Source organism: Elizabethkingia sp. YR214, from assembly GCF_003058195.1.
Classification (GTDB): domain Bacteria; phylum Bacteroidota; class Bacteroidia; order Flavobacteriales; family Weeksellaceae; genus Elizabethkingia.
In genome coordinates, this window is record NZ_QBUH01000001.1 from 531,728 (window position 1) to 545,356 (window position 13,629).

Genomic DNA, 13,629 nt, shown 5'->3' on the forward strand with positions numbered 1-13,629 from the left:
GGAAAAGATAACTAAGTTTTATCTTTTAAAAAACAGTGTCATGCTTTTCAGTATGAATTATTTGCTAATTTTGTCATTCTCTATTTACTAAAAATGATCAGGAATTTTAGAAAAAATGAATATCTGGCTTTAGCATATCGCTTATTTTTAGCCTACTTTTTTTATTTTGTAACCAGAGTTTTGTTTGCTGTTTTCAACTGGGATCTTTTAAAAATTGATTCAGTTGGAGAACTGCTGAAACTTTGTTTTCATGGGATAGCATTTGATACTACGGCAATTTTATATACCAATGCGCTGTTTATTTTGTTCTCAATATTACCCTTATTTGTCAACACAAGGAAAGGTTATCAGAAGTTCCTGATGATTCTTTATTTTGTATGTAACCTTGTAGCAATCTCTTTCAATTTTGTAGATCTTATTTACTACAAATTTACTTTCAGCAGAAGTGCAGTTAACATATTGGAAAGTGTTCAGCATGAGTCGAATAAAGGAAAGCTTTTTGCTGATTTTCTTAAAAATTATTGGTACGTATTCTTATTATACTTTGCATGTGCATTTTTATGGATTTTCCTATACACAAGAGTTAAGGTAAAAGAAAAAAAATACGAGAATAAAGGAATGTATGTGCTAACATCAATTATCGGTGTCTGCATAATCACTGTTTTGGCCGTTGGCGGAATTCGGGGAGACTTTAAAAAGAGTACAAGACCTATTAATCTGGTAGATGCCAATAAATTTGTAGATAAATATGTACAAGCCAATGTGGTTCTTAATACCCCATTTTGTATCATCAGAACAATTGGTACAACATCTTTCAAGAAGCTCACATTTATGCCTCAGGAAGAAGCTGATAAATTGGCTCACCCTGTAAAACAATATGAGAATAATGCCCCTTCTAAACCCAATATCGTAATCTTTATTCTGGAAAGTTATTCACGTGAATATATTGGTGCCTTTAATAAGAATAGCGGTATTAAGGATTATGTAAGTTATACACCATTTTTAGATTCGTTATCGCAGAAAAGTATGATTTTCACAAATGCCTATGCCAATGGCTATAAATCTATTCACGGGATGTCTTCTGTTCTGTCTGGTATTCCGTCGTTTAAAGATGCATTTACATCTTCTCCTTATCCTAATCAGACGATACAGTCTTTAGTTTCCATTTTAAACGGTGAAGGCTACGATACTTCTTTCTTTCACGGTGCTCCAAACGGATCTATGGGATTCTTAGGCTTTGGAAATATCCTGGGCTTCAAGCATTATTATGGTAAAACAGAATATAATAATGATGCAGATTTCGACGGAGTCTGGGGGATCTGGGATGAACCTTTCTTTCAGTATATGAATAAGACGCTTACTCAGAAAAAAGGACCTTTTATGTCAACAATATTCTCTGTAACCTCACATGAACCGTTCCAGGTGCCAGCTAAATTTAAAGGAAAATTCCCAATGGGTAAAGTACAGATGCACCAGGTTGTTGGTTATACGGATTATGCTTTGAAAAAGTTCTTTGAATCTGCATCGAAAGAGCCTTGGTATAAGAATACGATTTTTATTCTGACAGCTGATCACGATAATCAGAGTTACTATAAGGAATATCAGGAAGGCCTGAATAAGCAGGCGGTACCTATTATTATTTATAAACCGGACGGAAGTTTACAGGGAGTAAATGACGAATGGGCACAGCAGATAGATATCTATCCAACAGTTCTGGACATGATAGGTTATCAGAAACCTTTCCGAAGCTGGGGGGTAAGTTTGTTTGGAGATAAAAATCAGTTGCCTTTTACTGTAAACTATATGGATAATACATACCGTTATGCATCCGGAAGTTATATTTGTGTTTTCGATGGACATAAAACTTTAGGCTTTTATGATAAAAATGACAAAGGCTTGAAAAACAATCTTATCGGTCAGCGGAATGCAGAGATGAATCAATTAGAGCAGCAGTGTAAAGCATTCCTGCAAGATTATTTCCACAGAATAGTAGATAAGAAACTGAACTAATTGATTTTGTGTGCAAAAAATGTTGATAAACATATTGCTAATTGCAAAAAAATAAATATCTTTGCACCTCGAATAATTATAAAAAATATATACAATGTTTGCAATCGTAGAGATAGCAGGGCTTCAATACAAAGTTGAGCAAGACCAAAAATTGTATGTTAACCGTTTGAAAGGAGATAAAGGAAACAAAGTTTCTTTTGACAAAGTTCTTTTAACTGTTAACGGAGCAATCACTGTGGGCGCCCCAGCTGTAGAAGGAATCGCTGTAGAAGCGGAGATTATTGATCATGTTCAGGCTGATAAAGTAATCGTTTTCAAAAAGAAAAGAAGAAAAGGTTACCAGGTTAAAAACGGTCACAGACAGCAATTAACTCAAATCCAGATTACTTCAATCACAGGATTTGATGGAGCAAAGCCAGCTAAAAAAGCTGCTGCTAAAAAAACAACTAAAAAAGCTGCAGAAGAAACATCTGAAGAAGCTGCAGGAGAATAATATTTAACCCGAAAAAAGTTAAAATAAAATGGCACACAAGAAAGGGGTAGGTAGCTCCAAAAACGGTAGAGAATCACACTCTAAAAGACTAGGTGTTAAAATTTTCGGTGGTCAAGAAGCTATCGCGGGTAACATCATCGTTAGACAAAGAGGTACTCAGCACCACGCTGGAGAAAACGTAGGTATCGGTAAAGATCACACGCTTTTCGCTCTAGTTGATGGTAAAGTAGTATTTACTAAAAAGAGAGATAACAGATCTTATGTATCTGTAGCACCAGACGCTTAATTTTAGCGTTTTATAAAAATTAAAACCCCGACGAAAGTCGGGGTTTTTTGTTTTTACAGAATAATGTTATATTAGTAAAACCAAAACCTTATAAATATTACATTATGAAAAAGTTATCCAAAAGAGAACTTAAGACAGTTCATGGAGCAGCCGGCTTGTGCCCGGCACCAGCGACAACTTGTGGCGAATGGTGTGGGTGGACACCAACACAAAAAGCAAGATGCTTAAGTATGGTTGCTGAAATTTGTGAATGTTAGGACCTAGTCCCGGAACTTCTCCGGGATTTTATTTATCAATACATTAAACAATCTAAAATATTAATTATGAAGAAATTATCTAAAAAAGAGCTTCGATTTATTGAAGGAGGTTGTGGCGTAATTATTAACCCGCCAATGAATTGTGAAGAGTACTGTGACATTCAACGAAAATATGGTGGCATAGAAATATGCTATAACAATCCCCAGATTCCTTTGTCGTGTGAAGCATCATGTCAATAGATTAAAACCTCAGTATTTACTGAGGTTTTTTGTTTTAATAATCGTGAAACTGGAATAATGTTACAAGCTTTTAGAAATAGATTTAATTAGAATTCTTAGAATTAAGAAAACTTCCCTATTTTTGGTAAAACCAATTCTATGAAGTATAAAAAACTATCTGTGGCAGTTGCAGCTTTTGCTTTTGCAGCTGTTTCAGCACAAAATTCTAACTCATTGAAGTATCCTGAAACAAAGAAAGTAACTCATACCGATACCTATTTTGGTACTCAAGTAGCAGACCCATACCGTTGGCTGGAAGATGACAGAGCTGAAGACACCAAAGCATGGGTACAACAGGAGGTGAAATTTACGCAGGATTACCTTGCGCAGATTCCTTTCCGCGGACAGCTTAAAAAACAACTTTTAGATATCTGGAATTATGAAAAAATTTCAGCTCCATTCAAGAAAGGTAAATACACTTATTTCTATAAAAATGATGGGCTGCAGGCTCAGTCGGTAATCTACAGAAAAGATGTTGCTGGTAAGACAGATGTATTTTTAGATCCAAATAAATTTTCAGATAAGGGAACAACCTCTTTAGCAAGTCTTTCATTCAACAAGAAAGGATCCTTAGTAGCTTACAGCATCTCTGAAGGAGGATCCGACTGGAATAAGATTATTATTCTGGATGCGGAAACTAAAAAACAGATCGACGAAACGCTTATTGATGTGAAATTTAGCGGAATCTCCTGGTTAGGAGATGAAGGTTTTTTCTACTCCAGCTATGATAAGCCGAAAGACGGGAGTGTACTTTCCGGAATGACGGATAAGCACAAGGTATATTTTCACAAGCTTGGAACGAAACAGTCTCAGGATGAGCTGATTATTGGCGGTGATAAATTCCAGAGAAGATATTTAGGAGCATATGTTACAGATGACCAGAGGTATTTGGTAGTTTCTGCAGCTAATGCAACCAATGGAAACGAGCTTTATATTAAAGATCTTAAGAATAAAACAGACTTTATCCCAATTGTTACAGGTTTTGATAGCAATGTCGGTCTGGTTGATACAGATGGAGATACATTGTTCCTGCATACTGATAAAAATGCGCCTAATATGCGCATGGTAAAAACAACGATTCAGAATCCGAAGCCGGAAACCTGGAAAGATGTTATTGCAGAAACATCTGAGCCTATGCGTGTAAATTCTGGAGGAGGTTACTTTTTTGCAACTTATATGAAGGATGCACTTAGCCAGATTAAACAATATGACAAAACCGGAAAGCTGGTCAGAGAAATTAAGCTTCCTGGTAACGGAACTGCAGGTGGTTTTGGTGGTGAGAAAACAGAAAAAGAACTGTATTACTCATTTACCAACTATATTACGCCGCCAACAATCTTTAAGTTTAATGTAGAGTCAGGAAAATCTGAGGTTTATCAAAAGCCAAAAGTGAAATTCAATCCTGAAAACTATGTTTCGGAGCAGGTATTCTATACTTCTTCAGACGGAACCAAAGTTCCAATGATGATCAGTTATAAAAAGGGTCTTAAAAAAGATGGAAAGAACCCTACAATATTATACAGCTACGGAGGATTTAATATCAGCCTTCAACCGAGCTTTTCTGTTGTAAATGCTATCTGGATGGAGAATGGCGGAATTTATGCTGTTCCTAATATCCGTGGTGGAGGTGAATATGGAAAGAAATGGCATGATGCCGGAACAAAAATGCAGAAAAAGAATGTATTTAATGACTTTATAGCTGCCGGAGAGTATCTACAGAAAAGTGGTTATACATCTAAGGATTATATGGCGCTTTCAGGACGTTCAAATGGGGGATTGCTTGTTGGTGCAACTATGACGATGCGTCCGGATTTAGCAAAAGTAGCCTTCCCGGGTGTTGGTGTATTAGATATGCTGCGTTATAACAAGTTTACAGCCGGTGCAGGCTGGGCATATGATTATGGAACGGCAGAAGACAGTAAAGAAATGTTTGAGTACCTGAAATCTTATTCACCAGTACACAGTGTAAAAGCAGGCACATGTTATCCTTCTACAATGGTAATTACGAGTGATCATGATGACAGAGTTGTTCCTGCACATTCATTTAAATTTGGTGCAGAATTACAAGCAAAACAGGCTTGTAAGAATCCTGTTCTTATCCGTATTGAAACTAATGCTGGACACGGAGCGGGACGTTCTACCGAGCAGGTTGTTACAGAGAATGCAGATTTGCTTTCATTTGCATTATATGAAATGGGTATTAAAAACCTGAAATAGAATTTATTTTCAGTTTAGATATAAACAGACAGGCCAAAAGCTTGTCTGTTTTTTATTATGTTAAAAAGAGAACGGATAAGTCTTATTTGTTTGGAAATGCATAACTTTAGTAGACTAAATTACAGACAATGGAAAATAATGACATGACAACTCTGGTGCAGGTAATGAATACCCTGAAAAGAAGAGGTGTAGATAAGGAAATTCAGATGAATGAAAATAAAAAATTTGTTCTTCAGAATTCTGATAAAGAATACCAGCCGGAAGATCTTACAATTATTAAAGTTTATCGTTTCGAAGGCGATTCAAATCCATCTGATAATGCTGTGCTTTATTTGGTAGAAGATACTACAGGACAAAAGGCATATATTATAGATTCATATGGTGCTGAAAGTAACTATGCTGGAGCAGAATTTAATAACTTTCTTACAGGGATCGCTGTAGACGAGAGAGAGGGGAGAAATCTGAGTATTTAGTCCGTTGTTGTTTCTTTCTTTTTAAAGAGACCATTAAAAAGTCCTTTTTTAGCCTGATTCTTTTGTTTTCGGGCGTCAATCTTTTGCTTTATTTTCTCCTTTTTTTCTTTGATGTCATCTACTGTCTTTTCGATTTTGGAGGTATCACCAATCAGAGAACCTTTTAATCCGGATTCTATACCGCGCCATAATAAATTGAAAAGAGATCTTTTTTCGGTTCTGGTATAGTCTATATCAACTTGTTTAGGAGTATTACCCGTGTTATTTTTGATAAACCAGTTGGTCAGGAAACTCAGGAATTTTTTCTTTTTCTGGTTTTTCTCATCCAGAAGCTCTACCTTCAGATTGGTATTTGTCATAAGAAATGGACCTTTTATACCATATTTATTCCCTTTGAAATCAAAATCGACACTATTAATCATCCCACTGGTGCTTACATGCAAATAGGGTCTTATAAAATCATTGATTCGGGATGCATCCAGATTGATGATATTGGCTTTGAAGTTAAAGGCATCATGCGGATTTGCAACATCAAAGGTCCACAGAACTGTGGTTGGAGAAGTTCCGAAGAAACTGGTTTTTCCGTTTACGGTAACCATAGTATTCTTTCCTTTTAGTTTGGCTGTATTTATATTTTCAATGCCAACATTAAGGTTTGCAAAAGAAAGTTTTCCCGGGGCCAAAGCTCCTTTATCTGTTTCCTCATACTCCAGAAGGCTATTGATTATTTTCGTATGATGTATAGTCAATGGGAACTTAATTTTCCTGAATTTTTCTGAGAAAAAGGTTCTTGGAGTAGGATCTGGTGGCGGCAGACTACTGCTGAAAATATTCATGTACATCTGATGTACATTCAGATTGCTGACCTCTACTTGCAAATGGTTGTTTAGATTTGAGACTTTATATCCGGCGAGTTCTATTTTAGGAATCTTTACCGTATACAAATCTTCCTGTACCGGGATTGATTTGTTGAACTGAGCTCTGTTCATGGTCGGAAGAAAGCTGAAATTCGAAACAGTAATTTTATGATTGTCCAGAACAAAAGATGATAACGAGAGCTTGTAATATTTGCCAGGGTTATAGTGGAAATCATGTGTCTCGAATCTATAAGCGCCATATTTAAATGGGATTTCTCCTTTCGATGTTTCCTCATTCATCAGGATCTTATTCATATTGGCAGAAACTCTTTTTAACTGGAAATGTTGGCTCCCGTCTGGTTTCAGCATTAGGATATTTCCATTTTTTAAAGAGATGTTATCCAATTCAATATCATAAGAAAAGTTTTTCTGAGATTTAGGACTCTTCCCATTAGTTGACATAATTCTGATAACAGGGCTGTCAAACTTTACTTCTGCCAGAGAAATTTTGTTGTCTTTAAAGCTAATATCCTTAAATGTCATTTCTCTGGAGGTAACATCGAACAGATTTGTTTTATTGGGATATTTCTGGGCAAACTGCTGTTGGGTGAGTAAGGGTTTCATTTCAAAACCTTTAATACTCATCTGACCATTTTCAGTAGCAATTTTTTTTGCTTTATAATCATAGATGTTTTCGTCACGATAGATGAAGTTTTCTCCGGAAATGGAGTAGGAATCAAAAACAATAGGAAGTTTTTGTTTTACCTCCCTTTCTGTCATTCTGAAATTTGTTAATTCAAGATTCAGATTCTTTACTGTAATAAGAGAATCTTTATTAAACTTCAAAATATCAATATCTCCGTTCTGTACATGGATGTTTTTAAAAAGTATAGGCTGTTTGCTATTACTGCCAGTTTTTTCATCTTTTGCCTTTGCCAGTACAACTCTTAATTTCGGTTGTACAAATGTTACATCGTCTGTATTGATTACTTTATTGTATAAAGCGTCCCATATTCCGAGGCTGCTTATTTTTAGTTCTCCGATACTTCCGTCTAAACCTATTTCATTTTGGTTATTCGGTTTTTTATTGGAAATATTAATCTTTTTCGCGGTTATATTTCCTGTTTTAATATCTACATCCAGATGCTGGTATGTAATATTATACGGGGATCTCTTTTTAATGATCTCCGGCAGATTATTTTTTAGCCAGTAATTGAATCCATAAGAAGCAACAAAAGAAAGAATCGCTAATATACCGATACCAAAAGCAAGTATTTTTAAAAATCTTTTGTACTTTAATTTCATCCGTGTATTGTGTTTCCGGTTTATCCGGCCGAAAAATCTATTACATAGCCTTCATGACTTCGTACGTTGATAAAGTTTCCGCCTTCAAAGTAAAGATATTGGCCTTTTATACCTTTTAGTACTCCTGTAAATTCAGGTTTTTTATCTAATGTAAATACTTTTATATCCTTAGGCGCTTCATATGGATAATCCAGCCTCCAGATTTCTTCATTAGAAGAATAGAATTTTTGTGAATCTTTTGGGAAATACTCTTTTATTTTTTCTCGGAAATCAGCAAGATCAACATCCGATTCCAGTGTTTGCAGCATTTTTTTCCAGTTGGTCTTATCTGCAAGGTGATTTTTCATCTCTACCTCTATAACTCCCGCTTCATATCGGTTGTCAGTTCTTGCAATAGGAAGAGCAAATGTAGCTCCTTGATCAATCCATCGTGTCGGAACCTGAGTTTCCCTTGTTACACCAACTTTTACATCCCCGGTATAGGCCAGATATACAACATGCGGAACTAACTGAATTTCTTTTTCAACTTCCAAGTCCCTCTCTTCAATACCTAAATGGGCTGTTGACAATTCAGGGCGAAGGATTGTCTCACTGGCATACGGACTTTCAAAAAAACATTTTTTACAGAATCCCATGCGGAAAATAGGTAGATCCTGCCCGCAGGAAACGCATTGATATCCGATATGCTTTATGCTTATTTCTTTATCAAAAAGCTGATTCATACTAATTAAATCGCCCGAAAGATTAAGGTAATATTGTATTGGTTTACCATTTTCAGTGATCATTTTTAGTATTTGTCCAGAGAATTTCATTTGTATATAAATTATGTATATGTAAAAGTAAGTAATATTTCAGTAATTTATTTATTTCGAAATTAACATAAATGTCTATAGAAAAGGTTATTTTTGTTAGGAACAGGAAAAAGATGAATTATTTAGTAACAGGAGGGTCTGGTTTTATAGGATCGCATCTGGTAGAAAAATTATTGAGAGAAGGACATTCTGTCATAAATGTGGACAACTTTGATAATTTCTATGACTACCAGATAAAAGTTCAAAATACACTGGAATCAGTAGGTGATGACAGTGCTTTTGGTTTCGATCACAAGCTTACAGATATAGCTAAACTTATTGACAGAACGAAGTCCGAACAATACAGACTTTACTATCAGGATATCAGGGATAAAGACGGACTGGAAAAGATCTTTCAGATGCATTCCTTTGATATGGTAATACACCTTGCTGCATTAGCAGGAGTTCGCCCATCTATCGAAAGGCCTCTTGAATATGAGGAAGTGAATATCCGAGGTACCATGAATCTTTGGGAACTTTGTAAAGATTTTGGAATTAGCAAGTTTGTATGTGCTTCATCTTCAAGTGTTTATGGCAATAATGATAAGGTGCCATTTGCAGAAACAGATTTTGTCGACGAGCCTATATCTCCTTATGCCGCAACCAAGAAATGTGGTGAAATACTAGGGCATGTATATCATAGTCTGTATAAAATTGATATGATCCAATTGCGTTTCTTTACAGTATACGGGCCAAGGCAAAGACCGGATCTTGCGATTCATAAATTTGCTGATTTACTGCATCTTAACGAAAAAATTCCTTTTTACGGAGATGGTACTACTGCCAGAGATTATACTTTTATAGATGATATTATAGACGGTATTACCAAATCAATTAGTTATCTTCATAATCATGAAGATATTTATGAGATACTAAACCTGGGGGAGAGTGATGTAATAACCCTGCAGGAGATGGTTTCGATACTATCAGAAGAGTTAAATACAGTCCCTGTTCTTCACCGGTTGCCTATGCAGGCCGGAGATGTACAGAGAACAAATGCTGACATCCTGAAAGCAAAAACTTTAATAGGCTATCAGCCAAAGACTAAGTTCCAAAATGGCATAAAAATATTTGTGGAATGGTTTTTGAGAAAAAAAAACAAAAAAATAGTGAGTTAGAGGTGGAAAATTAATTAATATCCCACCTAATTTTTTACATTTGCAAAAAATTCAAAATATGTACTGGACATTAGAATTAGCTTCATATCTTAGTGATGCACCATGGCCAATGACTAAGGCAGAATTAATCGATTATGCTATTAGAACAGGCGCACCGATGGAGGTTGTGGAAAACCTTCAGGCTATTGAAGATGAAGGTGAAATTTATGAAAGTATCGAGGAAGTTTGGTCAGATTACCCGACCGATGAGGATTTCCTTTGGAACGAGGACGAATATTAATAAAACGTTTGGCTGATTGCATGGAGCTATCGGCTTTTTTTAATGATTAACTAATGCAATTAGCCAAATGCTATTTGCCAAATGCGATATAAATGGGTTTTTTAGACACGATTCTCAAGGGTTTTTTAGGTAACAAAAACGAAAAAGACCTGAAGGAAGTAAAAAAAGTAGTAGAAAAGATAAAAAAAACTGAGCCGGCTATTGGACAGCTTTCCGATGATGGGCTTAGAGAAAAGACCAGAGAATTTCAACAAAAAATTCAGGATGCTGCAGCTAATGTGCGTAAGCAGATAGAGGATATCCAAAGCAAAATTGAGACAACAGATAATGTTGACGAGAAAGAAGCGCTTTACGGGCAGGTAGCAGATCTTAATAAAGTTGCATATCAGCACGAAGAGAAAGTTTTAGGAGATCTTCTTCCGGAAGCTTTTGCATTGCTGAAAGAAACTGCAAGAAGATGGGCACAGAATGGTGAAATCCGAGTAACTGCCTCAAACAGAGACCGTGAACTGGCTGCAACAAAAGATTTTGTTGTAATAGAAGGGGATCAGGCGATCTGGAAGAGCGAGTGGGATGCTGCCGGTACTGCTGTGAAGTGGGATATGGTACATTACGACGTTCAGTTTATCGGGGGAACAATACTTCACCAAGGTAAAATTGCCGAGATGGCAACTGGTGAAGGTAAAACATTAGTAGGAACATTACCTATTTTCCTTAATGCCCTTCCGGGCCGAGGTGTACACGTTGTAACAGTAAATGATTACCTGGCAAAACGTGACTCGGCATGGATGGCTCCTATCTTCGAATTCCATGGACTTTCTGTAGATTGTATCGACAATCACCAACCAAACTCCGAGAGCAGAAGAAAAGCATACAAATCCAGTATTACATACGGAACCAATAACGAATTTGGTTTTGACTACCTGAGAGATAACATGGTAAACAGTCCTGAGGAATTAGTTCAGGGTGAGCTAAACTATGCGATTGTGGATGAGGTAGACTCCGTATTAGTAGATGATGCAAGAACTCCGCTTATTATCTCCGGTCCCGTTCCACAAGGAGACAGACAGGAATTCGACCTGCTAAAGCCAAGTGTTGACCGTATTGTAGAGGTACAGAAAAAGACCATTACGGGTATCTTTGGTGAGGCAAAAAAACTTATCGCAGCTGGAAACAAAAAAGAAGGCGGATTCAAACTTCTTCAGGCTTTCAGAGGATTGCCTAAGAACAGACAATTAATTAAATTCCTTTCTGAGGAGGGAAACAGGGCGCTTCTACAGAAGACTGAGGCGCAATATATGGCGGATAACAACCGCGAAATGCCAAAGGTAGATAAAGACCTTTATTTCGTTATCGACGAGAAAAACAATCAGGTAGACCTTACCGATAAAGGAGTAGAATATATGTCTCAGGGTAACTCAGATCCTAGCTTCTTCGTTCTTCCTGATATTGCAACTGAAATTGCAGAACTAGAAAAGCAAAACCTTCTTAAAGAAGAAGAATTTGCTGCTAAAGAAGAATTATACCGTGATTTTGCTGTAAAATCTGAACGTGTACACACTTTAAGCCAGTTACTAAAAGCTTATTCATTATTCGAGAAAGATGATGAATATGTAGTAATTGACGGTGAAGTTAAGATCGTTGACGAACAGACAGGTCGTATTATGGAAGGAAGACGTTACTCAGATGGTCTTCACCAGGCGATTGAAGCAAAAGAGAATGTGAAAATTGAAGCAGCAACCCAAACCTTTGCAACGATTACATTACAGAACTATTTCCGTATGTACAACAAGCTTGCGGGGATGACGGGTACTGCTGAAACAGAAGCTGGCGAACTTTGGGAAATCTACAAATTGGACGTAGTGGTAATCCCTACCAACAGACCAATCCAGAGACACGATAAACATGATTTGGTATACAAAACCAACCGTGAGAAATATAACGCAGTAATTGAAGAAATTGAGAAACTTACAGCTGCCGGAAGACCTGTATTGGTCGGTACGACTTCAGTAGAGATTTCTCAGTTATTATCAAAAGCACTTCAATTAAGAAAAATACAACACCAGGTACTTAATGCTAAGCTTCACAAGAAGGAAGCTGAAATTGTTGCCGGAGCCGGACAACCAGGAGTTGTGACTATTGCTACTAACATGGCAGGTCGTGGTACCGATATCAAACTTTCTAAAGAAGTAAAAGATGCAGGCGGTTTAGCAATTATTGGTACAGAAAGACATGATTCCAGACGTGTAGACAGACAGTTAAGAGGTCGTGCAGGACGTCAGGGAGATCCAGGTAGCTCTCAGTTCTATGTTTCTTTGGAAGATAACTTGATGCGTCTTTTCGGTTCAGAAAGAATTGCGAAAATGATGGATAAGATGGGGCATAAAGACGGAGATGTGATTCAGCACTCTATGATCAGCCGTTCCATCGAAAGAGCTCAGAAGAAAGTAGAAGAGAATAACTTTGGTATTCGTAAGAGATTATTGGAGTATGATGATGTAATGAACAAACAACGTGATGTTATCTATAAGCGTAGAAAAAATGCTTTATTTGGAGAGCATCTGAAGTTTGATATTATGAACATGATCTATGAAACAGCAGGATCTATTGTTAACCAAACAAAGGCAGATAATAATTTCAAAGAATTTGAATTCGAAATTATTAAAAACTTTACAATGGATGCTCCGGTTTCTGAATCCGAATTCAAAAATATGCAGGCACCCGCATTAATAGATAAAGTATACAATACAGCTGTAGAAGACTACAAGCAGAAGTTAGCTTTATTGAAAGAAAAAGCTTTCCCTATTATCGAGAACGTATACCAGAACCAAGGTAGTATGTTCAAAATGATTCAGGTTCCTTTCAGCGATGGTCACAGAACACTAACGATTGTTACTGACCTTCAGAAGGCTTATGAAACACATTGTGAGTCTTTGATTACAGATTTCGAAAAGAATATTTCTTTAGGTATTATCGACGAAAACTGGAAGAATCACCTTCGTGAAATGGATGACCTTAGAAGATCTTCTCAGGGAGCTGTTTACGAACAAAAAGATCCGTTAGTAATCTACAAGCAAGAATCTTTCTTCTTATTTAGTGAGATGGTAGATAAAATTAATAAAGAGATCGTTTCTTTCCTTTACAAAGGAGAGATCCCAGCTTAATAATCTTTAATTTAAATATTGTTGAAAACCGTCAGCCTT

10 protein-coding genes are annotated in these 13,629 nt (G+C 36.5%); 8 read left to right on the forward strand and 2 right to left on the reverse strand.

The genetic code is table 11. The features are described from left to right. Positions 1-93 precede the first annotated feature (93 nt). The 5 genes from C8J95_RS02410 (at position 94) to C8J95_RS02430 (ending at position 6,015) form a co-directional block, all read left to right on the forward strand. Positions 94-2,010: an LTA synthase family protein gene (locus tag C8J95_RS02410; RefSeq protein ID WP_107807462.1), complete on the forward strand. Its 1,917-nt coding sequence runs from the start codon at positions 94-96 to the stop codon at positions 2,008-2,010. 94 nt (positions 2,011-2,104) lie between these two features. Then, positions 2,105-2,503 carry a 50S ribosomal protein L21 gene (gene rplU / locus C8J95_RS02415; protein WP_045182615.1) on the forward strand — a complete coding sequence of 133 codons (399 nt, stop codon included), beginning with the start codon at positions 2,105-2,107 and terminating at the stop codon, positions 2,501-2,503. 28 nt (positions 2,504-2,531) lie between these two features. Next, the gene (rpmA, locus tag C8J95_RS02420; RefSeq protein ID WP_016199026.1) at positions 2,532-2,789 is read left to right on the forward strand and encodes a 50S ribosomal protein L27; all 258 of its coding nucleotides are present in this window, start codon (positions 2,532-2,534) and stop codon (positions 2,787-2,789) included. Positions 2,790-3,424: 635 nt separating this feature from the next. Further along, on the forward strand, positions 3,425-5,542 hold the full coding sequence (locus tag C8J95_RS02425) for a prolyl oligopeptidase family protein (RefSeq protein WP_107807463.1): 2,118 nt from the start codon (positions 3,425-3,427) through the stop codon (positions 5,540-5,542). Positions 5,543-5,670: 128 nt separating this feature from the next. Then, on the forward strand, positions 5,671-6,015 hold the full coding sequence (locus C8J95_RS02430) for a hypothetical protein (protein WP_107807464.1): 345 nt from the start codon (positions 5,671-5,673) through the stop codon (positions 6,013-6,015). Here C8J95_RS02430 and C8J95_RS02435 read toward each other — a convergent pair. Both C8J95_RS02435 and C8J95_RS02440 read right to left on the reverse strand, forming a co-directional pair. After that, positions 6,012-8,177 carry a hypothetical protein gene (locus tag C8J95_RS02435; protein ID WP_107807465.1) on the reverse strand — a complete coding sequence of 722 codons (2,166 nt, stop codon included), beginning with the start codon at positions 8,175-8,177 and terminating at the stop codon, positions 6,012-6,014. The two genes, C8J95_RS02430 and C8J95_RS02435, sit on opposite strands and share 4 nt — an antisense overlap. A gap of 20 nt (positions 8,178-8,197) precedes the next feature. Further along, entirely contained in the window at positions 8,198-8,989 is a 792-nt protein-coding gene (locus tag C8J95_RS02440; RefSeq protein WP_107807466.1) for a DUF2797 domain-containing protein, read from the reverse strand. A gap of 113 nt (positions 8,990-9,102) precedes the next feature. Between C8J95_RS02440 and C8J95_RS02445 the strand changes: the two genes are divergently transcribed. The 3 genes from C8J95_RS02445 (at position 9,103) to secA (ending at position 13,590) form a co-directional block, all read left to right on the forward strand. After that, on the forward strand, positions 9,103-10,146 hold the full coding sequence (locus tag C8J95_RS02445; RefSeq protein ID WP_107807467.1) for a GDP-mannose 4,6-dehydratase: 1,044 nt from the start codon (positions 9,103-9,105) through the stop codon (positions 10,144-10,146). A 58-nt stretch (positions 10,147-10,204) separates the two neighbouring features. After that, positions 10,205-10,426 (forward strand): DUF2795 domain-containing protein, encoded by a 222-nt coding sequence (locus C8J95_RS02450; protein WP_002662059.1) that lies wholly within the window; start codon positions 10,205-10,207, stop codon positions 10,424-10,426. A 92-nt stretch (positions 10,427-10,518) separates the two neighbouring features. Continuing rightward, entirely contained in the window at positions 10,519-13,590 is a 3,072-nt protein-coding gene (secA, locus tag C8J95_RS02455) for a preprotein translocase subunit SecA (RefSeq protein ID WP_107807468.1), read from the forward strand. Positions 13,591-13,629: the final 39 nt, after the last annotated feature.

Bases quoted from the DNA above. Each gene is read 5' to 3' on its own strand.
- C8J95_RS02425 (WP_107807463.1), top strand. From the start codon at position 3,425: ATGAAGTATAAAAAACTATCTGTGGCAGTTGCAGCTTTTGCTTTTGCA.
- rpmA (WP_016199026.1), top strand. From the start codon at position 2,532: ATGGCACACAAGAAAGGGGTAGGTAGCTCCAAAAACGGTAGAGAATCA.
- C8J95_RS02450 (WP_002662059.1), top strand. From the start codon at position 10,205: ATGTACTGGACATTAGAATTAGCTTCATATCTTAGTGATGCACCATGG.
- rplU (WP_045182615.1), top strand. From the start codon at position 2,105: ATGTTTGCAATCGTAGAGATAGCAGGGCTTCAATACAAAGTTGAGCAA.
- C8J95_RS02435 (WP_107807465.1), bottom strand. From the start codon at position 8,177: ATGAAATTAAAGTACAAAAGATTTTTAAAAATACTTGCTTTTGGTATC.
- C8J95_RS02430 (WP_107807464.1), top strand. From the start codon at position 5,671: ATGGAAAATAATGACATGACAACTCTGGTGCAGGTAATGAATACCCTG.
- C8J95_RS02410 (WP_107807462.1), top strand. From the start codon at position 94: ATGATCAGGAATTTTAGAAAAAATGAATATCTGGCTTTAGCATATCGC.
- secA (WP_107807468.1), top strand. From the start codon at position 10,519: ATGGGTTTTTTAGACACGATTCTCAAGGGTTTTTTAGGTAACAAAAAC.
- C8J95_RS02445 (WP_107807467.1), top strand. From the start codon at position 9,103: ATGAATTATTTAGTAACAGGAGGGTCTGGTTTTATAGGATCGCATCTG.
- C8J95_RS02440 (WP_107807466.1), bottom strand. From the start codon at position 8,989: ATGAAATTCTCTGGACAAATACTAAAAATGATCACTGAAAATGGTAAA.